This is a genomic window from Bradyrhizobium sp. LB11.1 (assembly GCF_040549385.1).
In the GTDB taxonomy this organism is placed as follows: Bacteria; Pseudomonadota; Alphaproteobacteria; order Rhizobiales; family Xanthobacteraceae; genus Bradyrhizobium.
In genome coordinates, this window is record NZ_JBEPTH010000006.1 from 329,537 (window position 1) to 352,433 (window position 22,897).

Here is a 22,897-nt window from a genome sequence, read left to right on the forward strand (position 1 = left end):
AACACCGGTCTGGCGGCAAGTGCCTGCCGGGATGAGTTGGGGTGATGGGGTGAATCGCCGATGGGTGGCGCGGTGGTATTCCAGTCCGGATTGGCGGAGCAAACGGGATCGCAACCAATTTGCGATTCGATGGTTATTGGACGGAACTTTCGCCCGTCCTTGGCCCTCTGGCACATGAGCCTGACGATGCGCCTCCGCCGACCGGTCTTGGCTGCAATCCTCGTCTTCCTCACAAGTCCTTGTTTTGCCGAGTCTTCCGGCACGATACCGGTGAACAATCCGCCAGCGCAGCAGAACTCCCTCATGGACGTGCTGGCGCTGATGTCGGGCCATTGCAAAACGCTCAAGGTCGCCGGGCGCCCCTTTGCCTGCAAGACCGTGGCCTTCGCCCATGACGACAAGGGCCGGGTCAATTTCGCGGTCGCCGTCGACGACCCCAGCGACGAGAACCACGTCGTGTCGTTCTCCGGCGAGAACGGCAAGCGGGCCGACGACAATTCCTACGACCTGCCGGTCGACCGCATGCTGCTCAACTCCAAGAACCGGCCGAAAGTCGATGGCCTGCCAGTGCCGGCTGCGCAGACCTCCACCGGGTCCTGTCGCCAGACCGGCAATTTCGCCGCCAGGAAGGTGAACGACGTCACCTGCTCCGCGACCGACAGTGAAGGCCGCAAGTACGAGTTGCTGTTCGTCTCCGACGGCACGCCGGTGAGCGTGCGCCGCATCAGGCAGTCATCGCCCTCGGTCCAGGATCCGTTCAAGTAGGCGATCGATCGCGGCGTAGCGTTTCACGCGCGCGACAAGACTCTCCCAGAATTCTCCGGCGTCGTCCTGGCGAAAGCGAGGACCCGTACCGCGTGATCCCTAAGTAGAGATCGACAGCAGCACCGGACAACGAGTCTTCGCCAAACCTCTCCCTGGGGTAATGGCTTTCGCGAGGACGACATCGGAGAGGTTCGCTTACACCCTTTGCATTGTCGTCAGCCTTTGCACGGCCGCTGAACATGCACGGCGCTCATAAATCCCGCCAAACAATTCATTTGCTTTGTCGGCCGCCACAACCGACTTTCGTATGAAATAACACGACACAATCCGGGGGGATGCTGCGCCCGACTCTCCCGCGCACCATTTCATCGATCTCGCTCTCCGATCAGACGTCCGACGCTGACGATCCGGCAACGCGCTTGCTGGACTGCCGGATCGATGCGTCATGACCGGATGCGACGCCGCCATCTGCTGTCCGACGTACCGAACCAAGAGAGGGGACCATTCATGACAGTCAAGCGTGCCCGTGTTTCATCGAGATCCACCGCAAGGATCGCGCTCGCTCTTGCAGCGGCCGCGATGCTGCTTGCGCCCGCTACTCACGTCAGCGCCGCGGGCCTGAAGGATCTGCCGTCGATCGCCCCGGTGATGACGTGCAGCTCGCTCGTCGGCGTCGATCTGAGCGACGTCGGCAGGAAGGTTGGCGGCACCGTCACCATCACCTCCGCCGCAATCGTGCCGGCGTCGGCGACGAATCCGGCCGACTATTGCGGCGTGCGCGGCAATATCGGGCCGGGCACCAACTCCATCGTGATGCGACTGCCGACCAACGCCTGGACGCAGCGCTATCTCCAGACCGGCTGCGGCGGCGAGTGCGGCAACGACAACATCGGCTACACGCAATCGACCGGCTGTGTGCCGATCACCAACGGCACGATCGCGAGCGCCACGACCAATATGGGCCACACCGGCTCGCAAGGGCCGACCTGGTCCGTCAACAATCCGCAGGCGCAGATCGACTTCGCCTATCGCGGCGTGCATGTCGCCTCGGAGGTCGCCAAGGCGGTGATCGCCAAATTCTACGGCAAGAAGCCGGCCTACTCCTATTTCAGCGGCTGCTCGGACGGCGGTCGCGAGGCGCTGATGGCGGCGCAGCGCTATCCGCACGATTTCGATGGCATCGCAGCCGGCGCGCCGGCGAGCGACATGGACGTCCAAAACACTTATCACCACGGCTGGCGCGTTCTCACCAACCAGACCACGCCCGGCACGATCCCGATTCCGGCCAGGAACACCTATGTCCTGCTGGCTTCCAAGCTCGCTTATGTCCACGCCAAGACGGTGGCGGCCTGTGATGCGATCGACGGCGTCGTCGACGGCGTGATCGACGATCCCAGAGCCTGCAACTTCGACACCAGGACGCTGGTGTGCAGCAACAATGGCAACGAGACCGGCTGCTTGACCCAGGCAGAGGCCGACGTCGTCCGCCGCATCCACGACGGCGCGGTGACGGCCGACGGCCAGCGACTCGAGCCCACAGCCAATTCCGAATGGGGCGGCGAGCTCGACTGGAGCCTGTTCGTGCCGGCAGTCCAAGGTGCCTCCGTCGGCAGCGAGAATTTCGTGACCTCGTGGGCCGCCTACAAGACCTTCTTCAATACCTACAATGCGAGCTGGACACTGAACGACCTCAAGCTCACCGTGCCGGGCTTCAACAACACGGTGGCGAGTTCGACCGTCTATGCCGCCAACGATCCGGACCTTGGGCGGTTCGCGCGTCTCGGCGGCAAGCTGCTGCTGTGGCACGGCTGGGCGGATCAGCACATCCCGCCGCGCGGCACCATCAAGTACTGGCATGCGGTGAACGAGTTGCTGGGCGACGATCAAGTCAATCGGTTCGCCAGGTTCTATCTCTTCCCCGGCATGGCGCATTGCGGCGGCGGGCTCGGACCGAACACCTTCGACATCGTCACGCCGCTGATGTCCTGGGTCGAGACCAACTCCGCGCCGAATGCGATCGTCGCCGCCAACACGACGACCGCGACTTCGCGCCCGGTCTATCCGTATCCGGCCGTGGCGCGGCTGAAGGCACCCGGACTCGATCCCAAGGTCGCCGCCAACTTCGTCGCCTATACGCCGAAGAAGGAGCCGCCGGTCAGCGAGTTCGTCGGGAATTATCTGTTCTCGCCCGATTACCCGCAGGCGAAGTGTCATGCCGAGGGGACCACGCTCGTCTGCACCAACGACAAACGCCACGATAACGGGCACGGCGACGACGGACACCACGACGAAGCCCAGAGGTGACGCCATCGCGCTGCGCGCCATGCCCGGGCAGGGTTGGCGCGCAGCGTCTTTGCAGCATTCTCGCATGGCACGGAAGTGACGATGCGTTTCCCGGTGCTCGTGCTGACGGCCCTGCTCGTCATCGGCCAAGCCAGTTTGGGTCTCGCATCGCCGGGGGCTGACCCCAGCCAGGATCTGGCCCCTGTGCAGGCGCGAGGCGGCGGCAATCCTCTCTGGTCGGTGCCGCTCGCCGCGCTCAGCGCTACCGGCCAACGCCCGATCTTTACGCCCGCACGCCGTCCGCCTCGGCCCCAGGCGACCGACGCTCCGGCAACGTCCACGCCGCAGCAGACGCAGACGACGCCGGACAAGCCCGCTCTCTCACTGCTCGGAACGGTGACGCAAGCGGATGGAGCCGGAGGGATCGGCATCTTCACCGACGATATCGCCAAACGTGCGATGCGTCTCAAGGCCGGCGACCAATATGATGGCTGGGCTCTCCGGCGCGTGCAGCGCCGCCGCGTCGTTCTGGAAAAGAACGGCACGCGTGTGACGCTGGTGCTGGCGCCCCGGGACAGCGCGCCTCCCGCGGCCTCTGCCCTCCCCGCGTCCGTCCCTGAGCTCGCCGCGGAGCCGGCAGCAGCACGGCCGAGAACGCCCGCGCCCACGCCCGTCGCCGCCTTCGACTGGACCTCGATCCTGCGGCAAGGCGAAGCCGTATCGCATTAGTTGCAGCGTGCCCGGTCTTCGCGCCCCTCCCGCATGAGTTGAATGTTTTGCCCCCCGCGTGCAGTGTGGCCAGCGCAAACGCCGGCGGAGTAAAGCCCGGCGACAGACGGTGCCGGGGGGCGGGAATGCGGATCGATTTTCTGGGCTTGCAGGCCTTCGTCAGCGTGGCCGAACGCGGCAGCTTTCTGCGCGCCGCGGCTCATCTCAATCTGTCGCAGACGGCGCTGAGCCACCGGATGAAGAAGTTCGAGGAGGATCTCGGCGTCGCGCTGTTCGTGCGCACGACACGGCAGGTCTCGCTCACGACGGTCGGCCTCGAATTGCTGCCGAAAGCCTGCGCTCTGCTCGACGAATTGTCCGACACGCTCGAAGGCGTGCGCGGACAAGGCGCCAAGAAGGTCGAGCGCGTCACCATCGGATGCCTGCCGACGATTGCAGCCTATCAGCTGCCGCGGGTGTTGCACGACTTCAGCGCCGCCTACCCGAACGTATCGGTGAAGATCTATGACAATTCGGCACGCGAGATCGCGCAGCTCGTGCAATCCGGCACCGCCGAGTTCGGCCTGACCATCGTGTCGCCGAACGTCGCCGACGTCGAGGTCAAGGTTTTGGCCAAGGAGCCCTTCGTGCTGTTGTGCGCCAAGGATGACTCGCTCGCCAAGCGCCGCTTCATCAACTGGTCGCAGCTCGGCACTACGCCACTGATCCGGATCAGTCCGCAGGCGGGCAATCGCGTGCTGATCGACGATGCGCTCGGACACCGCCGCGAGAAACTGAACTGGCGCTACGAGGTCCAGCATCTCCAGACCGCGGTCGGGATGGTGCTGTCGCACGTCGGCATCGCGATCGTGCCCAAGATCGCCGGCAACATGCCCGGTGTGACAGGCCTTGCCGCCGTGCCGCTGCGCAACCCCAGCATTCATCGCAGCCTCGGCGTCATCACCCGGCGCGACCGGCCGCTGTCGCGCACCGCGCAAGCTCTGCTACATATGGTACGCCAGCATTTCGTCTCATTGTTGAGGTGAGAAACGGCAGGCTCGGAGACTTCCAACCAGTGGCTGCCGCTGCTCGTGCTCGCTGACGGGACAACGTCGCCCCACCAGACCGGCAGTCATCAGGGGCGCGCTTTCATCGCCGACAAGGACGCCATCCTCGCCGCGCTCTCCGAGCGGCATGATTTTCCCGAGCCGCATCCATGAATTCTGTAGCCCGGATGGAGCGAAGCGAAATCCGGGATCCCGCCTCAAGCCATGTCTGTCCCGGATTGCGCTTCGCTCCATCCGGGCTACGAGATACCGCACTGTCCCGAAACGAGGGAAGATCGGCATTGCGCGCTTTCGCGATCGCCTCGCATATTTGGCTCAGCACGCAATTCGAAAGCTTCCTTCCCATGCCCCATCCCCTCCCGGCCCTCATCGTCGTCGACGTCCAGCGCGCATTCGATGAATGGGAGGCGGCGGGCAAGCGGCGCAACAATCCGGATGCGGTGGCGCGCATCGCTGATCTGCTCGCAGCATTCAGGACACACGGCGCGACGATCTTTCACATCCGCCACGAAGGCACCAAGCCGAACTCGACATTCCTGCCCTCGCGCGCCGGCTACGCCGTCAAGGACGAGGCGCGCGAGCGGGCCGGCGAGCCCGTGATCGTCAAGCGCGTCAACAGCGCCTTCATCGGCACCGACCTCGAGACGCGATTGCGCGCAGGCGACATCGCCACGCTCATCATCTGCGGCGCCACCACCAATCATTGCGTCGAGACGACGACGCGGATGGCGGGCAATCTCGGTTTCGACGCGGCCCTCGTGCGCGATGCGACCTGGACGTTCGACCGCGTCGGCCCCGATGGCGACACGCATTCGGCCGAGGACATCCACGCGATGACGCTGTCGAATCTGAACGGCGAATTCGCCCGCATCGTGACCACGGCCGACGTGATCGCTTCACTGCGACAATAGATCGCGCGACACCCGATCATTCACACGGGTTGATCAGACTTGTTGGTCAGACCTGGCGTCTGCGTCGTTTCGACGCCCGCTCTCGCCGGAACGCAGCCAACGCCCATCTGTTGTCACTCGACATCTCAACTGGAGTGATGACATGAAATATCTCTTTGTCGCGATGGCCATCGGTGCGGCTGCGCTCACAGCATCGACAGCCAACGCGGCCGGCGGCAAGGCCAAGCCGAATGCGCAGACGCGTCAATCGACCGACATCAGCGCGCAGCACAGGCACTCCCATCATGGCCATCGCCATCAGCACTGGCGGCCGCACCACCACGGCTACTATCGGCCGCACTATCGCAACTACGGCTATTACCCCCGGCACCACGGCTATTACGGCGGCGGACCCTACGGCTATTATGGCGGCGGCCGACCCGGCGTGACGTTCAGCTTCGGCGGCAATCGCTGGTGAGACAAGAGGCCCGCGGAGATGCGGGCCTTTTTCTCAACGCTGCAAGATGAGGCCAGCCGTCTCCAGCCCACTCGCGAGCGCAGCCTCAACCGTTCCCATGTCGCGGCCACGATAAAGCGCTTCGCCTGAGAACAACACTGTGCCATCGGCGCGCGCGAGACGCTCCTGCGCCGCGCGCGTCCGCGGCGTCGCCCAGGAATAGGCGCCGCGGGCGAAAGCATCATGCGCCCAGTTGGCGGCTTCGGCCGCAACGAGGTCGCGTTCGAGATCATCGCGCGTCAGGCCGAAGATCGTGGCGAGCGAATCGATGCCGGCGTCGATCAACGCTTGTCGATTGAGTCCGGTCAGCGCTGCGGTGCGCGGCCCGCCAAACCAGCCAGTCAGCACGGGATGCTCGGATGGATTCTGCGTCCACCACACCGGGATCGTCTCATCCGACAGCAGAAAAGTGAGATCGGCGAGATCCCCCGTCTTGCCGCGCCACCATGGCCGGCTGAAGCGCAACAGGATTTTGATGACATTGCCGAAGCCGATGTCGGCCGCCGCGGCTGCGAGTTCGCGTGCGGCTTGCGGCAACGCGATCTCGCGCAGCAGCGGTAGCGGTACGGTGAGGATCACCCTGTCACAGGCGATCGCCTCGCCGCCCGCGCAACGGACCACGACGGCGGTGCTCTCTTCGATCGCCACCACCGCGCAATCGAGGCGGATCACAACGCCATGCTTGCAGCATTCGGCCGCCAGAAACGCAATCAACGCGCCGTAGCCGCCGACGACGCGCCCCTGTGAATGGTGCCCGCCGTCCATCCACTCCTCACGCAACGCCAGCGTCGAGGCGCGCTCGGGGTCGGCGGCGTCGTAGCCTTCGACCATCCGTTCGATCGCGTGCCGCATCGGCGCATATTCATCGCCTGCAAAATGTCGGCGCAGGAACTCGGCGACGGTGAGGTCGTCGTTCAGGTCCCCCAGTGCGGCATGAAGCTCGGCCTCATGCGGATTGTCCCGGCCCTCACGCGAGAGCCTTGTGCCGTCAAAGCTCCATCGCGTGCCTTCGATGGTCTGCAGCGACAGCCCCGCCTCGCTCAGCAGACCGCGCGTGACCGGCGCCTCGCCATGGACGAACTCGGCACCGCCATCGGCGGGATAGCCGAACCGGGATGTCGGCAGCGGATGGATGCGCCCGCCGCAGCGGTCGCGCGCTTCCAGCACCGTGACCCGCTTGCCGGCGCGCGCGAACTCGCGGGCCGCCATCAGGCCGGCGGCGCCCGCGCCGACGATGACGATATGCTCTGATGTGTCCGGCATGCAGGTGACTATTGGCGCGCGGAATCGTTCTGGATCAGATAGCGCAGCAACAGCACACCGCCGCCGAGATCCCGTGTGCTCTCCAGCGTCATTGCGGTGAGCGGCGCGCGCTTGTCGCTGTCGGCCTCGCTCGAATCGAATACGAAGGGCGCGCCCTTGGCGCCGTCGATCGCGGGGCTGAGGATCAGGTTGAACTCGTCGATCAGGCCGGCGCGCAGGAACGCACCATTGGCGACGCCGCCACCCTCCACCAGCAGGCGCTTCACGCCAAGCTCGCGATTGAGGATGTCAACCGCCAATGCGAGGTCGATCGCGGACTTGCCTGCAAAGATGTAGGACACGCCCTCGCCGCGCAGGCCGCCAAGATGCGAATCCGGCACGCTCTCGGTCAGCACCACGACGATCGGATCGCCGCCGATGTCGGAGCGGCCCCAGCCGATCTTGCCGTGCGCGTCGAGCACCACGCCATAGGTTTTCGCATCGCGCCGCGCGAACCAGTTTTCGCGCGGGAATTTTTCGCTCGACGTCTCCGGATAGGGTTTGCCCTTGGCAAACTCGGAGCCGGTGACGCGGCCGATCACCCAGGCATCGCCGCCGAGCTCGTCATGAATCTTCTCGAACCAGTCGGTGCCGGCCCCCTTCGGGCGCCAGCGGCTCGGATGGGTGCGGCCGTCGAGGCTCGAATGCATCAGACAAATGACGTAGGGCTTCATGCAAATTCTCCCAACCGCTTCTCAGGCCGGTCCGCCACTTTTGGCGCGATCGTTCACGATCACCGCGAGCGGATTGAGCTTCGGCGGTGCCACGAGCCTGAGCGTGTTGCTGTCGTGATGATCGAACGGCGCGCCACGCACGAACAACTCGGTCCGGATCTCATAGCTCCAGCCGCCGTCGTCATTGAAGGTGATGTCGCAGCGGTAACTGTCGGTACGGAAGGCTTGTTCCAGGAAGTCGGTCGAGCAGATCCCGTACGCCGTGTCGCCGCGCTTCGCCGTGACGGAGATTGTCTTGTCATCCGGCCTGGCCTGTCCCGAGGCCAGCAGCACCTGCCCCCGCGGGATCGCCAGCGTCTGCATGATCAGCCCGGTCGCGGGCTCCCACAGCCAATAGCCGACCTGGTCGTGGAAGGTGATGTCTTCCTCGGGCGTGTTGATGTGGATGTGATAGCGCAAGCCATAGAGCAGTTGCGGCCCGTTGGCCTGCGGATCGATCGGGTCCATCCGGATATGCTCGATGAACGTCCGCCGCTCCGGCCCCTCCGCCTTCGGATTGATATCGATGCCCTTGTTCGCCTGCCAGGTGCCGGCGAGCCGGCGGAGCGGCCCGAGATTGGCAAGACTATCCGGCGAGACGTCCTCGGGCTCGGTAAAGATGTCGGCGGGAATGGGCAGCATGGAGACCTCGCATCGTTGTGGGGGCAGCAATAGCACAGGGGAGGCACGAATCGAGCGTAATGGAACCGGAGGATTGACTGCGCGTTATGAGGCCTTGTGTACGAGCCGTCGACGTCCAGGCTCGAATGGGCAAAGGTGCCCATGTCATGCGTCGCGAGGGGGTCCGGTGCTGTCGAAGAAGGCTGCTCGGCAGTCAACTGATGTGGGCTTTCTCGCCGACGGCGGCGAGCTCGGCGCGATGATGCGCACACTCGACTGGTCGGACTCGCCGCTCGGCCCTCCCCTGCAATGGTCCCAGGCCCTGAAGACGACAGTCGGCATGATGCTGGCCGCGCAAGCCCAGATCGTATTGTTCTGGGGACCTGACTTCGTCGCGCTCTACAACGACGCCTACGCGCCGGGCATCGGCGCCAATCACCCCCGCGCCCTCGGCCGCCCCGCGATCGAGAACTGGGGCGAGTTGTGGGACGATCTCGAACCCCTCCTCGCGGGCGTGCGCCAGACGAGACAGACATTCGCCGCCAAGGATCGTCCCTTTTACGTCGAGCGTCATGGCTATGGCGAGACCAGCTACTGGGACGTCTCTTATTCAGCCGTGTCGGATGACGATGGATCGGTCGGCGGCGTCCTTTGCATCGTGTCCGAGACGACCGAACGTGTTCTGGGCGAGAAGCGACTGCGGGCGAGTGAAGCGCGTTACCGGGAGCTGACCACGACGCTTGAGCAGCGCGTCGCTGAACGCACGGCCGAGCGTCATTTGCTCGCAACCATTGTCGAGACCACCGACGGACAGATTCAGGCACTCGATCTCGATTACCGCTGGCTGGCGATCAACACATCTTGCGCCGACGCTTATGAGCGCATCTACGGCACGCGGCCGAAGGTCGGCGATTCCCTGCACGAATTCCTGGCCGACCGGCCCGAGCATCTGGTTGCAGCCACGGCGATCTGGGGGCGCGCACTGGCGGGCGAAGCTTTCACTAACATCGAGGAGTTCGGCGATCCCAAGTTCGAGCGCCGCGTCTACGAGATGAAGTTCGAGTCGCTGCGCGCCCCTGATGGCACGCGGATCGGCGCCTTCCTGACCGGGACAGACGTGACGGATCGTCTCGAGGAGCAGGCGAGGCTCGCGCAGGCCGAAGAAGCGCTGCGCCACGCTCAGAAGATGGAGGCCATGGGCCAGCTCACTGGCGGCGTCGCGCACGATTTCAACAATCTGCTGACGCCGATCGTCGGCCTGCTCGACCTGTTTCAGCGCAAGGGCATCGGCGGCGAACGAGAACATCGCCTCGTTGCCGGAGCCGCACAGGCCGCCGACCGTGCCAAGACACTGGTGCAGCGCCTGCTTGCGTTCGCACGCCGGCAACCGCTTCAGGCCGTCCCGGTCAATATCGGCCAGCTCGTGGCCGACATGGGAGACCTGATCTCCAGCACGACCGGTCCGCAGATCCAGGTGACGGTGGACACGCCGGAACGCCTTCCCAACGCGCTGGCGGATCCCAACCAGCTTGAGATGGCGATCCTGAACCTCAGCGTGAATGCCCGCGATGCCATGCCCGACGGCGGCAAGCTGCGCATCTCGGCCAAGGCCCGGACGATTGACGCCTCACACGCCTATCGTCTGGCGCCGGGCGACTATGTCTGCATCTCGGTCGCCGATGACGGCATCGGCATGAACGAAGAGACACTGGCTCACGCCGTCGAACCGTTCTTCTCGACCAAGGGCATCGGGCAAGGCACCGGTCTCGGCCTCTCGATGGTCCACGGTCTCGCCTCGCAGCTCGGCGGCGCGCTGACGATCAAGAGCGCCGTGGGGGCGGGCACCACGGCGGAATTGTGGCTGCCGGTCAGCAAAGCCGCCGCGGGCGCAATCGAGACTGTCCCGCAATTCAGACTGCGGCCGCTACCCGCAGGCACGGCATTGCTGGTGGACGACGAACCGCTGGTCCGCATGAGCACCGCCGAGATGCTGAGCGAGTTCGGTTACAGGGTCGTCGAAGCCGACTCCGCGGAGGACGCGCTCCAGCGCGTCAAAGACGGGCTGCGGCCGAACCTGCTGGTCACGGATCATCTTATGCCCGGCATGAGCGGAACGGATCTCGGGCTGGCGCTGCGCAATCAATATCCCGAGCTCCAGGTCCTCGTCGTGTCCGGCTACGCCAACAACGAAGGCATCACGCCGGATTTGTCGCGGCTGACAAAGCCATTCCGAAGTGATGAGCTGGCGGCGAGCCTGGCGAACCTCGCGAAGGTCGGGCGGTAGGGCTCGTCCGGCTGCGTGAGTCGAGGCTGGCTTGCATCGCAGCTCACCGCTTTGTCTTCGGAAGCACCATTCTGCCCTGTGAAGCAATGCCGCCCCATTTGGCGGACCAACTGACCTCCGATGCCGAGGATCGCTCGACGGCCTTCCGGTCCCATGCCCCCTGCAGCGTAAACAGGGCGCCTTGGGGGTCGACACACCGCACGATCCAGCAATCATCGGGCAGTTCGATCGGTCCCTGAAGAACCCGCCCTCTACCGGCATTGACCCGCCTCGCCGCCGCGCCGACGTCGCCGACATTGAAGTAATGCAGCCAGCACGCCTGCGATACGCTTGGAAGCTTGGTGAGTATGCCGCCGATCGCCTGCCCGGCCACGGAAAACACGTCGTAGACGCCTGCCGGATCGGTTCCAGCGGGCAGCTTTTGCCAACCAAGAAGCTCGCCATAAAACGGAAAGATTCTGCGTTGGTCTTCAGCCAGCAGTTCGTGCCAGCCCACGCGCCCGGGCTCGTCGGTTCCGCCCGGTTGCGATTGGCCATATGTCAGCCCGGTGACCAACGCAAACGTCGCGCCTTGCGGATCGGCGATCACTGCAATGCGGCCGATGTTGCTGTCGGTCGGCGCGACCAGGATGGCGCCCCCAAGCTGGCGGATCTGTGCGATCGTCGCATCCATGTCATCGACGGCAACATAGCCGAGCCATCTCGGCATTGCTCCCATGCGCACGCCCTCGTCCGGGAGATTCATGAGACCGACGACCGGAGCGTTGCCTGCAGTCAGCAGCGTGTAGGCCAGCCCGGGGCTCGACGCATCTTTCACGGCCCACCCGACGACGTCGGCGTAAAAAGCAGCGGCCGACGGCATGTCCGTCGTCAGAAGCTCATACCAAACGAAGCGCCCGCGCTGATCGACCAAGCTAGCGTCCCCGATTCGGCTTCATCGACAAGAATTTGCCGCGATGTTGTTCATGAAGATGAATACAATCTGAACGAGCGCCATACCATTTCGTGTTCACGTGAATCTTGCCCAGTTTGATTGCACGGCGTACGATCATCGGAGAAGATCGTGCTTCCAACCATGGAGGATGCGGCCATGCAGCGGACGAAGCAAGCGCCGAACAAGAAGCGATTGACCAGAGCTGCAGTACCGGCGCTCGGATTCGCCGGGCTGACTTTTTCGCTGGCGGGGAGCGCGATGGCGTCCGCGGTGCCGGCAGACGAGCCTCAACAGAGATTGAACATCACGCCCGGCCAGTTCAGCGCGCTCAGCGAGGAGGAACTCGCCGACGTGAACCTCGCGACCTTCCATCTTGCCGGCGATGAAAAAACCTTCAGCGGCGTGCTGCTTGCGCGCGGATGCGGTGGCTGCAGAGGTTGCGGCGGTTGCAGAGGTTGCCGTGGCTGCAGAAGCTGCGCAGGCTGCAGGTCCTGCCGCTGCGGCGTTGGCTGTGGCGTTGGCTGTGGCGTTGGCATTGGCTGTGCCATTGTTGCGCCGGTGGCATGCACAGGGTGCTGCGCATCATGGGGCCGCTGCCGCTGGTGCTAGGCGTTGGCGCTTTTTGACCGGACATCGACAGGTCGCGATTTCATTGGCCGGGCTCGCTAACGACCCGGCCCATTTGCTGTCATCGCGACAGGGTTCGTTTCGAACGGCTCCTCAGCTTGCCGATGGCGAGCGAGTGTGTTCCAACTCATTGGAAGAAGCCGGTCGAGCTCGGCGCACAAGTCGGGCCGCGCCAAGCGTCCGTCGCGCGCCGGCAATCGAGACATGACGGGAACAGGATCAGCGTGCTGCCCCGATGACAGTCAAGCGAACGAGCAGCGCTGCGAAGCGGACCCGCAAGGGCATTTTGCGATTCGCGCCGAACTTCACCGCCTATCTGCTTCCTCCCAATGTGGTCTGTCTCTACTCCGAGAACCGCAAGTTCTTCCTGCACGGCGATCTCTATTGCGCCGTGGCAAGTGCGATCGGGAAAAACGGCAAGGCCGCGCTGGACATCATTCGCCAGCTTTCGAAGAGTTTTCCCACAGCCGAAATCGAGGAAGCGATCAGGCGGCTGCTCGAGCGCCGCTACGTCGTCAGCGGCGCATCGCATACAGGCGCCGTTGACGGATATTGGGCGAGCCTCGGCCTGCCTCCGGAGATCGCCGAGGAGAATCTGCGCAATTGGCCGGTGCGGGTCGAATCGATCGACGTCAAGGGCGCGACCGAACTGAGCGCGGCGTTGAGCAAGCTCGGGGTTCAAATCACCAAGCGATCGCCCCGCCTCACCATCACGCTTGTGAATGACTATCTCGAGCGCAGGCTCGCTGACGTGAATGGGGAGCGTGTCGCCAACGGGACGCCCTGGCTGCTGGTCCAGCCGTCCGGAGTGTTTCCGCTGGTGGGACCCGTGTTCAAGCCGGGCGAGAGCGCCTGCTGGACCTGCCTGCACGATCGCATGATCCGCAACCGCGAGATCAAGGGATTTCTTGACCGCGGAGCGGCGCAAGCTGTCGCCATATCGCCGCTGGTGAGCGACACCGTCGGACAGACCGCGATTCACTTCGCTGCCGTTGAAATCGCGAAGGCGATCGCCTCGGGATTTCGTACCGATCTCAACGATCACGTCGCAAGCTTCGACCTGACCGGGGCCGCCATCGCCAAGCACTACGTCGCGAAGCGCCCGCAATGTTCGGCCTGCGGCAGCAAGAAGCTGAGGAATCCTCGACGGGCAGCAATGCCAATCGAGATAGCCGAGGGCAGAAAGCTCGTCATGACCAGCGGTGGATACCGCACCGTGACGTCGCGGGCGACCGTGGCCCGGTTTCGCAAGCACGTCAGTCCGCTGACCGGCGTGGTGTCGCGGCTCGAGCGGATAGAAGCCGATCTGCCGATGAACACGAATTTCTTCGCTCATCACAATTTCTCTGCGCCGGCCTGGAACGTCGACCAGCTCAGGTCCGGCCTGAGCGGCGGCAGCTTCGGCAAAGGCTCCACGGCCGAGCAAGGCGAAGCCAGCGCGCTGATGGAAGCGATCGAGCGCTACTCCGGCATTTTCCAGGGCGACGAGATCAGGGCGAAGCGCCGCTTCGCCGATTTCGCCCCCGGTGACGCGCTGCTTCCCAACGACGTCCAGTTCTTCAGCGACATGCAGTTTCAAAACAGGCATGTCCCGCTGCCGGACGATTCACATCCGGTTCCCGAGCCGTTCGATCCCTCGACCAGGACCGAATGGTCGCCGGTCTGGTCGTTGCGCGACAAGCGTTTCAGATATCTTCCGACCGGCCTTTTGTATTTCTTCTATGGCGGCTTCCACACTGATTCCAACGGATGCGCGGCCGGCAACACCCGCGAGGAGGCCATCGTTCAAGGCTTCCTCGAACTGGTCGAACGCGATGCCTACGCGATCTGGTGGTACAACCGCGTTCGGCGCGCCGAACTCGATCTCTCGCAATTCGAGGATTCCTATGTGCGGGATCTCCAGAGCCAGTTTGCCGATGCGGGGCGCCGTCTCTGGGTGCTCGACATCACCAGCGATCTCGGCATTCCCTCCTACGTTGCGATCATGCACTGGGTGCAGAATGGGCACGAGAATATCGAATTCGGGTCCGGTTCGCATTTCGATCGCCGCATCGCCCTGCTGCGGTCCCTCACGGAGCTGACCCAGTTCATGTCGATCGGCATGATGGGCGGCGGAAGCGGCGAGAAACCGTCGCTTGACGGTGTCACACCGCTGCGGCTGGACGATCATCCGTTCCTGATCCCCGACGACAATCCGCTTCTCCCGCCGGCGCCGGGTCTCAAGGTTCACGACAACACACGCGACCAGGTCGATGCCTGCGTCGAGATTGCGGTCCGGGCAGGATACGATTTCCTCGTGCTCGACCAGACGCGGCCCGACGTCGAGGTCCCCGTCGTCAGAGTGCTCGTTCCGGGCTTGCGGCATTTCTATCGCCGCTTCGGGCCGGGCCGGCTTTACGACGTCCCGGTGAAGCTTGGACTGTTGAACCGCCCGCGACTCGAAAGCGAGCTGACGCCGTTCCTGCCACACACCTGAAGGCTGGCCTCGTTGCGCGCGCCCCGGAAAAAGCCGACGAGGACAAGCGCACCGATCATCGCTGCTCGATTGAACGGCCGTTTCTCCCTGCAAATGCAAGCCGACGGAAGCATTGCCGCTGTCTCCAGCGATTATTCGGTCAGCCTCGGACAGTTCAGCGCGGCGGCGATCGACCGTGCCGGACATCTCGCCACCGGCCTTCCGCTCGCCTCCCTTGCGGGCAAGAGCGTGCTCGCGAAGCAGGTCCATGCTCTGGTGCAGCGACTGGCGCGGCACGGGCTTCTCGACTACCGCCTGTTCTCTCCCCGCGATGCGCAAGATCTGGTGGTCATCGAACCACAGATCGCCGAATACTGGCCGCAACGCGCAAAGCTATCGAGCAGCGATACGATCGTGTTGTCGCGCTTCGCGTATCTGCGCCGGCGCGGCAATGAGATGGTGCTGGAATCGCCGCGCGCCGGCGCACTGTTCCGGATTTGCGATCCCGCCATCGCCGCCACGCTGGCCGCCCTGTCGCGGCCTCAAAAGATCAGCAGGCTTCGCAAGCACGGGGCTTCCCCGAACCTCGACCTGCTCGGCTTGCTGCTCGACAGCGAGATGCTGATCAAGCTCGGTGCGAATGACGCAGACGGCGGTGGGGTGACCGAAGGCGACCGCAATCTCGTTCTCTGGGATTTCCACGATCTCGTGTTTCACACGCGGAGCACGGAGGGCCGGCACGTCGAACCGGTTGGCGGCACTTACCTCCATGCGCGGGCTGTTCCGCCGCTGCCCGCGGTGCGCCCGCGCTGGCCCGGCAAGACCATCGCCCTCGGCAAACGCGCCGCGCCCGAGCCGAAATCTCCGTTCGCGAAGCTGTTGCGCGAGCGCCATTCGACGCGGGATTTCGACGACCGGCATCCGATCACCCTGCCCGAGCTCGCGCAGTTTCTCGACACGACCGCCCGCGTGTTGTCGGAGTGGAAGAGCGAGGCAGATTTCGACGGTGGTCCGGAAGTCACCTATAGCTCGCGGCCGTATCCGGCGGCAGGCAGCGCGTATGAGCTTGAGTTGTACCTGGCGGTCTCGAACTGCGACGGGCTGGCGCGCGGGCTTTATCACTACGATGCCGGCGGCCACGCGCTGGTCGCGATCGATGCTTCCGCGAACCAACTCCAGGCGCTTTCAATGGCCGCCGAGTTTGCCATGGGTGCATACGCTCCGCCGCAGATCCTGATCACGATCGCCGCGCGCTTCGGGCGGATCTCCTGGAAATACAGTTCGATCGCGTATTCGCTGGTCCTGAAGGATGTCGGCTGCCTGATCCAGACATTCTATCTGGCGGCGACCGATATGGGCCTTGGCGGCTGCTCCATCGGAACCGGCAACATCGATCTGTTTGCGAAAACGACGGGGCTCGAATTCCACATCGAGGGCGCAGTCGGGCAGTTTGCGCTCGGGCGCGGGACGAAGGCGGGGGCTAAGGCTGAGGTGTGAAGCGGAGACCCGCCCTCAAGCCGCTTCCGACGTCGATCTCGCACGTTGCTCAAGCACGCCGATCGTCGCGACCAGATTGTCGCGCCGCGCGCGAAGGTTCGCCGCGAGCACCGGATAGGTCGGCTGCTGTGCGTCGAACACTGCGGCGCGGGCCTCTTCCTCGAGAATGTCGGTGTTGAGCAGCCGAACGCGCCACCACAAATCGGCGATCAGCGCGTCGAGCCGGAGTTCTCCGGCAGCACCAGAACGGGACACTTCCTGCATCATTTGCCTCAACCTGAAACGGCCTCCCAGCTGAGGCCTGGCTTTGGGCCTGACTGAGCAAACGGAGTGCCAATAAGGGCAGGCCCGATCCGGCTCCAAAATCAGCAGAAAGCTGAGCCATGCCCGGCTGTTTGAGGAAAGGATGGTTCTCAGGTGGCCAAGGGCCGACAGCAGGCGTCATCACTCCGGCTGCTACGTTCCCAGCGGACGCATTCAGGCAGAGAGGCCGCGCAGCCTCCGGCTCACTTCCCCTTGAGCACGAGCGCGCTGGTCAGGTCGCCAAGCGGCCTCTGCTCGTGGGCGGCGATCCCAGCGTCGCGCACGGTGATGCCGTGCAGGGTTGGCAATTCGAAGCGTCGCGTGATGAAGCGCAGGATCGAGGTCGTGTCCATCGGCGTGTGGTCGACATAGCCGCGGCGCGCATAGGGAGAAATGATGATGGCGGGAATGCGGGAGCCCGGGCCCCAGCGGTCGCCCTTCGGCGGCGGTACGTGATCCCACAGGCCGCCATTCTCGTCATAGGTCACGACGACCAGCATATGCGGCCATTGCGGGCTCTTCTCGAGATGCGCGACCACATCGGCGATATGGGCATCGCCGGCCTTGATATCGGCATAGCCCGAATGCTCGTTGAGATCGCCCTGCGGCTTGTAGAAGCTGACCTGCGGCAGCTTGCCGTCGTCGATCGCCTTGATGAACTCGGTGCCCGCGAGGCCGCCGTCGCGCAGATGCTCGGCACGCGCAGCGGTGCCGGGGGCGAAGCTGGCATAATAGTTCAGCGCCTGGTGATGATACTGGAAGCTCGGGACTGGCGACTTGTTGCCATGATCGAGTACGTCCTGCCACGCGCCGCCGTACCAGGCCCAATCAACACGCTTGAGACTGAGTAAATCGCCGATCGTCGGTTCCGTCTGCGGCGGCAGCGTCGTCGGCTTCATGGGATCCGCATAAGCCTTGTCGCCATCCTTCGCCGGTTCGTTGCCGCTCGGCTGATAGGGCGGCTGCATGGTATTCACGGCGTAGAAGTCGGGCGTGAGATTGCCGTCGCTGACATATTTCGGAATGCCGTCCATCGCCGACTTCGGCGAGTTCGCGGCTTCCTTCAACGTCACGCCATCGGGCTCCACCACGGAGATCGACGGCTTGGCGGCGCTCGTGTCGGCCTTGGGATAGGTGGGTATGCAGGCGCACACCAGCCATTGGTGGTTGAGGAAGGAGCCGCCGAACGCTCCCATGAAAAAATTGTCGGCCAGCACATATTTCTGGGCAACCTTCCACATCGCCATCTTCGATCCATCCCAGAGGCTCATCACGAGCGCACCGGAGTCGGCCTGAGCGACGAATCTGTCGTTGCGTCCGCCATTGATCTGCATCTGGTTCTGATAGAAACGGTGCCAGAGGTCGTGCGTAACCGTGCCGTAGCTGAGATTGAAGCCCTTCGGGTCGTCCAGATAGAAGGGGCGATTGGGCAGATGCTCGGTCTGGGCCTGGGTGACCGGCGGCGTCACGCCCTTTGCGGTCAGGCCGTCCCAGATCGGCGGCAGTTCACGGAATGGCTTGCCGTCGCGATCGCGCTGAATCCGCGTCGAGGCTGGCGCCTTCGCCACGCCGTTCGCGCCCGGGAAACTGCCGTAGAGATTGTCGAAGCTGCGGTTCTCGGCGTAAATCACCACCACCGTGTCGATCAATGTCAGATCGTCGGCGGCATTCTTCCTGGGGCCTGGACCGTTTCCCGCTGCCAGCGCCGGACCGAACGCACCGATGAAGACACTCGATGCACAAACGACAACTGCCGATTTCGCTCGCATTCAAGCCCCCTGCTCCCAGCTGATTGTTGCTATCGTTCTATGTGTCATAGCCCAGACGATCACCGAAGGCACGTCGGATCGCTATGACGATGTCCAGCCATCGACCCGGTTTGCAATATGCGAATTGAGCATTGGGTTTTCGCAGCCGCGATTGTCCTCACGGCTTTGACCGTTGGTCCCGCCCAGACCAGTGCGGAGATGTCACGTAGCCAGGCGCGTCGGCAGGCCGAGCTGCTCGGGGCTCTGGGTCAGGCCTTGTTTTTCGATCCTTCTCTCTCGGGATCGGGGAAACTTGCCTGTTCATCTTGCCACGATCCCGCGTACGGCTTCGGCCCGGCCAACGACCGCGCAGTTCAACTGGGGGGTGGCGACATGCAGCAGCCCGGGGGGCGAGCCGTCCCCTCCTTGAAATATTTGCAGGCGGTGCCGTTCTTTACCGAGCATTTCCACGACTCAGAGGACGAGGCCGACGAAAGCATCGACAATGGCCCCACAGGAGGCCTCACCTGGGATGGACGGGTCGACCGTGGCGCCGACCAGGCCGCAATTCCCCTGCTCTCGGATTTCGAGATGGGCAATCGGGACAAGACCGAGGTGGCTCGCCGGGCGCTCGCCGCGGGCCATGGCAAGGATATTGCCGCCATTGCCGGGTCCAGGGCGGTGGCCAATCCAGACGCCGTCTACAAGACGGTTCTCAAGGCGCTCGAAGTCTACCAGCAGGACCACCGAACCTTTTATCCCTATTCGAGCAAATATGACGCGGTACTGGCTGGAAAGGCTGAGCTCACCGCTCGGGAAACGCGCGGGCTCGAATTGTTCAATGCGCCGAACAAGGGCAATTGCGCATCGTGCCATATCAGCCGACGAGGCAATGATGGCACCCCGCCGCAGTTCACGGATTACGGGCTGATTGCGCTCGGCGTCCCGCGCAATCGCGACATTCCCGCCAACAAGGACCCGGCCTATTTCGATCTCGGCTTGTGCGGTCCCCTGCGCACGGACTTCCTGAAGCGCGAGGACTATTGCGGCCTGTTTCGTACGCCGACCCTCCGCAATGTCGCGCTCCGTCAGACCTTCTTTCACAACGGCGCTGTACGTTCCTTGCGCGACGCCGTGCGGTTCTACGTCGAGAGGGAAACCCGGCCCGAAAATTGGTATCCCCGCAGAGCCGACGGCAGCATCGAAAAATACGACGACCTGCCCGAAGGGCCCAAGGCCAATGTCAACATGGAGCCGCCGTTTGATCGCAAAGCTGATGATGCGCCAGCGTTAACGCCGGCCGACATCGACGATGTCGTCGCCTTTCTTGGCACGCTCACCGACGGATATGAACCGGCGAAGTAAGCGCTCAGAAGCCTCCGCCGTCGCCCGTTCTTCGGGTCGCAGCCTCAGCTTTTGCTGCGCAGACCGAGAAGATTTGCGACCGCGTCGGCTCCCTTGCCGGAGGCGGACACGTCTCCCTTGTCCCCGACTTCGAGGACGGCGCCGTTGGAGAAACTCAGAGTCCAACCGTCATCCGTGCCGTTCCGGCGCCGATCAGTGAGTTCCATGCCGGCCGCAGAAATCAATGCAGTGGCCTTGTCGACATCCATGGTCGTCATCCCTCGCAAGATATCTCGATTTTCTGGGTGGCGTACGCACCACCGGTGCAGCCTAAGCTCCTTAAGCCATTCTGGACAGAGCTTGCTGGACCGAGCTTGAGGTGCTGGACACGGCAGACCGTGTCACGCGAAGCAATCTTCTCAAGCTCGAATATCTCTGGAAAGTTCACGCTTCAGCATGGAAATGGTGCCCAGGGGCGGAATCGAACCACCGACACTGCGATTTTCAGTCGTTTGACTAAAGTCTTGGGCGTTTCTCAGCGACCGTCAGCGATAACTTCTTGCCACCGTTTACTCTATGTTTATAAGGGTTTCTACGGTCGCACACGGTCGCTTGCGGTCGTCATGAACCGGACCCATCGTCGTCCCCAGCGCGTCCCCAGCCCAAAATTGGGGACAGCGGCCCGCTCCGGGGACGCAATTGGACTTGGCATTGGCTCGCGCTCTGACTGATTCGACGATCAAGGGCATCAAGGCTCCGGCGTCCGGACGAGTTGAGGTGGCCGACCTCCGTTGCGCCGGCCTTTCCTTTCGTATCACGGCCGCTGGCATCCGCTCTTGGAGCTTCCGATTTAGGGATCCAGTATCTGGACGGGACGCACGCTCGACAATCGGGCACTACCCTGACATTTCCTTGGGAGACGCTAGGAAGGCCGCGGATGCGCTAAGGGGAAAAGTCGCCGACGGCGTCAATCCTATCGTTGAGAAGCGCCGCAACCGTGCCGACGCAAGCAGTAAGACGTTTCAGGCCCTCGCTGATCGATATCTCGAGGAACACGCAAGAAGGTTCAAACGCTCGGCCGATGCTGACGAAAGGAACCTCCGGCTGCACGTCCTCCCTAAGTGGGCCAAGCGCCGATACGACCACATAGAGCGGGCGGACGTAATCGAGCTCGTTGAGGGCATCGTCAAGGCCGGCTCTCCCGTTCAGGCCAATCGAGTGCAAGCGCTGATATCGATGGTCTTCAGCTTCGCCATCGATGCCGGCCTAATGGAGTTCAACCCCTGTTCGCGCCTCCGAAAGCGCGGTGCCGAAAATCGGGAGACCAGAGTTCTCGCCAACAACGAGATCCGCGAGTTCTGGCGACAAGCGGTGTTGCCGCCCGTGACCCGCCGCGTGGGGTTGGCTTTGAGGCTCACTTTGCTGACCGGCTGCCGCCCTGGGGAAGCAGCGGGCATAAGTCGGAAAGAACTATTAGACCTGAAAGCAGCCGATGGCTCAGGATGGCTCCTCCCGCCAGAGCGATCGAAAAACGGTCGCGCGCACTATGTGCCCCTCTCCGATCTCGCCCGCTCCACCCTCCTTTCAGCGATCGAATTAATCTCCGACGACGACGAGTTCGTCTTCCCCTCCCCAATCGAGACCGGAGGGCCAATCACCGGGCATGCCCTCACTGTCGCCATGCGACGCATGATTGAGAAGATCAGAGGCGAGGCTCTGCAGACTTGGAAGGCTGATCCACCTTCTCCGCACGACTTACGCCGGACCGTTTCAACCCGCTTGGCCGCTCTTGGCGTTCCGAAGGAGGACCGGGATGCCATTTTCAATCACACTCCAACCGACGTCGGTAAACGACACTACGATCAGTACGACCGAGCGGCCGAGAAGCGAAAGGCGCTTGATGCCTGGTCTCAACAACTCGCCGATATCCTAGCAACAGGAGAAACGGCATGAACCTGCGCATTGATTTCTGGAAGAACCCTCAGCATTGGCCGCGCGATTCCTCTACGCACATCTTCCTCGCTCGAGCACTCTCCGCCCTCGGCACTCATTTGTTTCCCGCCGAATGGACCGGCGATGAAACGTCGATTGAACTGATGCCTGCGATACCCGAGACCAGAGATGCAAGCTCAGATTTCCGGATCCATAGAGTATTGAATCCACTCTCATTCCCCGACAAACCAACGCGCAACGCTCGCGCTGGCGGCTTCGCCGGAGGACCTCCGCCGAAGGCAACGGAAAACGAATGGCATCTGGCTCGTGCAATCGTTGAGAGAGACCACGCCGAAAAGCTGCCTGCGTTACGCCGTCTAAGTGAAGTGCAAGAAAAATTCATTAGCTGGGCTGAATCCGGAAAGCTCATCACAGCGGCGAGGCCGAGAGCAGGTGGAGCAATTGTTGATCTTCCTGCTTGGGCTTGGAACGCAGAGGGGCTGACTCGCCGGTTTCAACTGTGTCAGATCAATCCGGAAGACCCGTTCAGCCCTGCCAGCGGCGGAGACCGTTTTTGGTGGATCTTCATTGATCGACGGTCGCTATCGGCTGCGTTTGGATCAACACCCATAAAGCAAACAGCGAATCTTCAGACCCAATGTAGCCGTTGGCTCGGGCAACAGTTTAAAGAGCCCAATACAGCGGATTGGAACAAGGAAGCATTCCGCAAAGCCGCCACTGAGAAATTTGGGAGCGGTCTAGGGGTCCGAGCCTTTCAGCGGGCTTGGGACGACGCAACGTCCAAGCCAGGTAACGAGAAGCGCAAGTCGGCCGGCCGCAAGACCCGGAATTAATCGCAACGGTAATCGATACGGTAATCGAAACACCGATTAATCGTGACAGCTAT

The 22,897-nt window shown here is 63.2% G+C and carries 19 protein-coding genes and 1 pseudogene; 13 read left to right on the forward strand and 7 right to left on the reverse strand.

Features of this window, described 5'->3' with window-relative positions; all coding sequences use genetic code 11:
* Window positions 1-186 precede the first annotated feature (186 nt).
* The 7 genes and pseudogenes from ABIA96_RS18615 to ABIA96_RS18645 all read left to right on the forward strand — a co-directional run bounded on the left by ABIA96_RS18615 (window position 187) and on the right by ABIA96_RS18645 (window position 6,191).
* A complete protein-coding gene (locus ABIA96_RS18615) occupies window positions 187-765 on the forward strand; it encodes a hypothetical protein (protein WP_354138487.1) in 579 nt (192 codons plus the stop codon).
* Window positions 766-1,272: 507 nt separating this feature from the next.
* On the forward strand, window positions 1,273-3,069 hold the full coding sequence (locus tag ABIA96_RS18620) for a tannase/feruloyl esterase family alpha/beta hydrolase (RefSeq protein WP_354138488.1): 1,797 nt from the start codon (window positions 1,273-1,275) through the stop codon (window positions 3,067-3,069).
* A gap of 81 nt (window positions 3,070-3,150) precedes the next feature.
* A complete protein-coding gene (locus tag ABIA96_RS18625) occupies window positions 3,151-3,777 on the forward strand; it encodes a hypothetical protein (protein WP_354138489.1) in 627 nt (208 codons plus the stop codon).
* Between the two features lie 125 nt (window positions 3,778-3,902).
* Window positions 3,903-4,802 carry a LysR family transcriptional regulator gene (locus ABIA96_RS18630; RefSeq protein WP_354138490.1) on the forward strand — a complete coding sequence of 300 codons (900 nt, stop codon included), beginning with the start codon at window positions 3,903-3,905 and terminating at the stop codon, window positions 4,800-4,802.
* A gap of 24 nt (window positions 4,803-4,826) precedes the next feature.
* Window positions 4,827-4,976: pseudogene (locus ABIA96_RS18635) on the forward strand (DUF3088 family protein); the annotation flags it as partial.
* Between the two features lie 191 nt (window positions 4,977-5,167).
* Entirely contained in the window at window positions 5,168-5,734 is a 567-nt protein-coding gene (locus ABIA96_RS18640; RefSeq protein WP_354138491.1) for a cysteine hydrolase family protein, read from the forward strand.
* 142 nt (window positions 5,735-5,876) lie between these two features.
* Entirely contained in the window at window positions 5,877-6,191 is a 315-nt protein-coding gene (locus ABIA96_RS18645; RefSeq protein ID WP_354138492.1) for a hypothetical protein, read from the forward strand.
* A gap of 33 nt (window positions 6,192-6,224) precedes the next feature.
* Here the strand turns inward: ABIA96_RS18645 and ABIA96_RS18650 are convergent, their stop codons facing one another.
* Genes ABIA96_RS18650 through ABIA96_RS18660 form a run of 3 tightly spaced genes read right to left on the reverse strand, consistent with a single transcriptional unit; the run spans window position 6,225 to window position 8,887 of the window.
* Window positions 6,225-7,493, reverse strand: coding sequence for a flavin monoamine oxidase family protein (locus ABIA96_RS18650; RefSeq protein ID WP_354138493.1), 1,269 nt, complete (start codon window positions 7,491-7,493; stop codon window positions 6,225-6,227).
* A gap of 8 nt (window positions 7,494-7,501) precedes the next feature.
* Window positions 7,502-8,206, reverse strand: a complete 705-nt coding sequence (locus ABIA96_RS18655) for a RibD family protein (protein WP_354138494.1) — start codon at window positions 8,204-8,206, stop codon at window positions 7,502-7,504.
* A gap of 21 nt (window positions 8,207-8,227) precedes the next feature.
* The gene (locus ABIA96_RS18660) at window positions 8,228-8,887 is read right to left on the reverse strand and encodes an FABP family protein (protein ID WP_354138495.1); all 660 of its coding nucleotides are present in this window, start codon (window positions 8,885-8,887) and stop codon (window positions 8,228-8,230) included.
* A 238-nt stretch (window positions 8,888-9,125) separates the two neighbouring features.
* On the opposite strand from ABIA96_RS18660, the gene ABIA96_RS18665 reads away from it, so the two are divergent.
* Window positions 9,126-11,150, forward strand: coding sequence for a hybrid sensor histidine kinase/response regulator (locus ABIA96_RS18665; protein WP_502918834.1), 2,025 nt, complete (start codon window positions 9,126-9,128; stop codon window positions 11,148-11,150).
* Between the two features lie 43 nt (window positions 11,151-11,193).
* Here ABIA96_RS18665 and ABIA96_RS18670 read toward each other — a convergent pair whose 3' ends face one another.
* Entirely contained in the window at window positions 11,194-12,063 is an 870-nt protein-coding gene (locus tag ABIA96_RS18670; RefSeq protein WP_354138497.1) for a VOC family protein, read from the reverse strand.
* An 883-nt stretch (window positions 12,064-12,946) separates the two neighbouring features.
* Between ABIA96_RS18670 and ABIA96_RS18675 the strand changes: the two genes are divergently transcribed.
* Complete coding sequence (locus ABIA96_RS18675) at window positions 12,947-15,187, forward strand: TOMM precursor leader peptide-binding protein (protein ID WP_354138498.1); 2,241 nt, start codon at window positions 12,947-12,949, stop codon at window positions 15,185-15,187.
* A 93-nt stretch (window positions 15,188-15,280) separates the two neighbouring features.
* Window positions 15,281-16,663: a SagB/ThcOx family dehydrogenase gene (locus ABIA96_RS18680; protein WP_354138499.1), complete on the forward strand. Its 1,383-nt coding sequence runs from the start codon at window positions 15,281-15,283 to the stop codon at window positions 16,661-16,663.
* A gap of 15 nt (window positions 16,664-16,678) precedes the next feature.
* On the opposite strand, the gene ABIA96_RS18685 is transcribed toward ABIA96_RS18680, so the two are convergent.
* Window positions 16,679-16,927 (reverse strand): hypothetical protein, encoded by a 249-nt coding sequence (locus ABIA96_RS18685; protein WP_354138500.1) that lies wholly within the window; start codon window positions 16,925-16,927, stop codon window positions 16,679-16,681.
* A 242-nt stretch (window positions 16,928-17,169) separates the two neighbouring features.
* Window positions 17,170-18,735, reverse strand: a complete 1,566-nt coding sequence (locus tag ABIA96_RS18690) for an acid phosphatase (RefSeq protein WP_354138501.1) — start codon at window positions 18,733-18,735, stop codon at window positions 17,170-17,172.
* Window positions 18,736-18,852: 117 nt separating this feature from the next.
* Between ABIA96_RS18690 and ABIA96_RS18695 the strand changes: the two genes are divergently transcribed.
* A complete protein-coding gene (locus ABIA96_RS18695) occupies window positions 18,853-20,079 on the forward strand; it encodes a cytochrome-c peroxidase (RefSeq protein ID WP_354138502.1) in 1,227 nt (408 codons plus the stop codon).
* 44 nt (window positions 20,080-20,123) lie between these two features.
* Here the strand turns inward: ABIA96_RS18695 and ABIA96_RS18700 are convergent, their stop codons facing one another.
* Window positions 20,124-20,327 (reverse strand): hypothetical protein, encoded by a 204-nt coding sequence (locus tag ABIA96_RS18700; RefSeq protein ID WP_354138503.1) that lies wholly within the window; start codon window positions 20,325-20,327, stop codon window positions 20,124-20,126.
* A 442-nt stretch (window positions 20,328-20,769) separates the two neighbouring features.
* Here ABIA96_RS18700 and ABIA96_RS18705 point away from each other — a divergent pair, with 442 nt between their 5' ends.
* Window positions 20,770-22,011, forward strand: a complete 1,242-nt coding sequence (locus ABIA96_RS18705) for a tyrosine-type recombinase/integrase (protein ID WP_354138504.1) — start codon at window positions 20,770-20,772, stop codon at window positions 22,009-22,011.
* Window positions 22,008-22,844: a hypothetical protein gene (locus ABIA96_RS18710; protein WP_354138505.1), complete on the forward strand. Its 837-nt coding sequence runs from the start codon at window positions 22,008-22,010 to the stop codon at window positions 22,842-22,844. Before ABIA96_RS18705 ends, ABIA96_RS18710 begins: the two co-directional genes overlap by 4 nt.
* Window positions 22,845-22,897 lie beyond the last annotated feature (53 nt).

Bases quoted from the DNA above. Each gene is read 5' to 3' on its own strand.
- ABIA96_RS18615 (WP_354138487.1), top strand. From the start codon at position 187: ATGCGCCTCCGCCGACCGGTCTTGGCTGCAATCCTCGTCTTCCTCACA.
- ABIA96_RS18620 (WP_354138488.1), top strand. From the start codon at position 1,273: ATGACAGTCAAGCGTGCCCGTGTTTCATCGAGATCCACCGCAAGGATC.
- ABIA96_RS18625 (WP_354138489.1), top strand. From the start codon at position 3,151: ATGCGTTTCCCGGTGCTCGTGCTGACGGCCCTGCTCGTCATCGGCCAA.
- ABIA96_RS18630 (WP_354138490.1), top strand. From the start codon at position 3,903: ATGCGGATCGATTTTCTGGGCTTGCAGGCCTTCGTCAGCGTGGCCGAA.
- ABIA96_RS18640 (WP_354138491.1), top strand. From the start codon at position 5,168: ATGCCCCATCCCCTCCCGGCCCTCATCGTCGTCGACGTCCAGCGCGCA.
- ABIA96_RS18645 (WP_354138492.1), top strand. From the start codon at position 5,877: ATGAAATATCTCTTTGTCGCGATGGCCATCGGTGCGGCTGCGCTCACA.
- ABIA96_RS18650 (WP_354138493.1), bottom strand. From the start codon at position 7,493: ATGCCGGACACATCAGAGCATATCGTCATCGTCGGCGCGGGCGCCGCC.
- ABIA96_RS18655 (WP_354138494.1), bottom strand. From the start codon at position 8,206: ATGAAGCCCTACGTCATTTGTCTGATGCATTCGAGCCTCGACGGCCGC.
- ABIA96_RS18660 (WP_354138495.1), bottom strand. From the start codon at position 8,887: ATGCTGCCCATTCCCGCCGACATCTTTACCGAGCCCGAGGACGTCTCG.
- ABIA96_RS18665 (WP_502918834.1), top strand. From the start codon at position 9,126: ATGATGCGCACACTCGACTGGTCGGACTCGCCGCTCGGCCCTCCCCTG.
- ABIA96_RS18675 (WP_354138498.1), top strand. From the start codon at position 12,947: ATGACAGTCAAGCGAACGAGCAGCGCTGCGAAGCGGACCCGCAAGGGC.
- ABIA96_RS18680 (WP_354138499.1), top strand. From the start codon at position 15,281: ATGCAAGCCGACGGAAGCATTGCCGCTGTCTCCAGCGATTATTCGGTC.
- ABIA96_RS18685 (WP_354138500.1), bottom strand. From the start codon at position 16,927: ATGCAGGAAGTGTCCCGTTCTGGTGCTGCCGGAGAACTCCGGCTCGAC.
- ABIA96_RS18690 (WP_354138501.1), bottom strand. From the start codon at position 18,735: ATGCGAGCGAAATCGGCAGTTGTCGTTTGTGCATCGAGTGTCTTCATC.
- ABIA96_RS18695 (WP_354138502.1), top strand. From the start codon at position 18,853: ATGCGAATTGAGCATTGGGTTTTCGCAGCCGCGATTGTCCTCACGGCT.
- ABIA96_RS18700 (WP_354138503.1), bottom strand. From the start codon at position 20,327: ATGGATGTCGACAAGGCCACTGCATTGATTTCTGCGGCCGGCATGGAA.
- ABIA96_RS18710 (WP_354138505.1), top strand. From the start codon at position 22,008: ATGAACCTGCGCATTGATTTCTGGAAGAACCCTCAGCATTGGCCGCGC.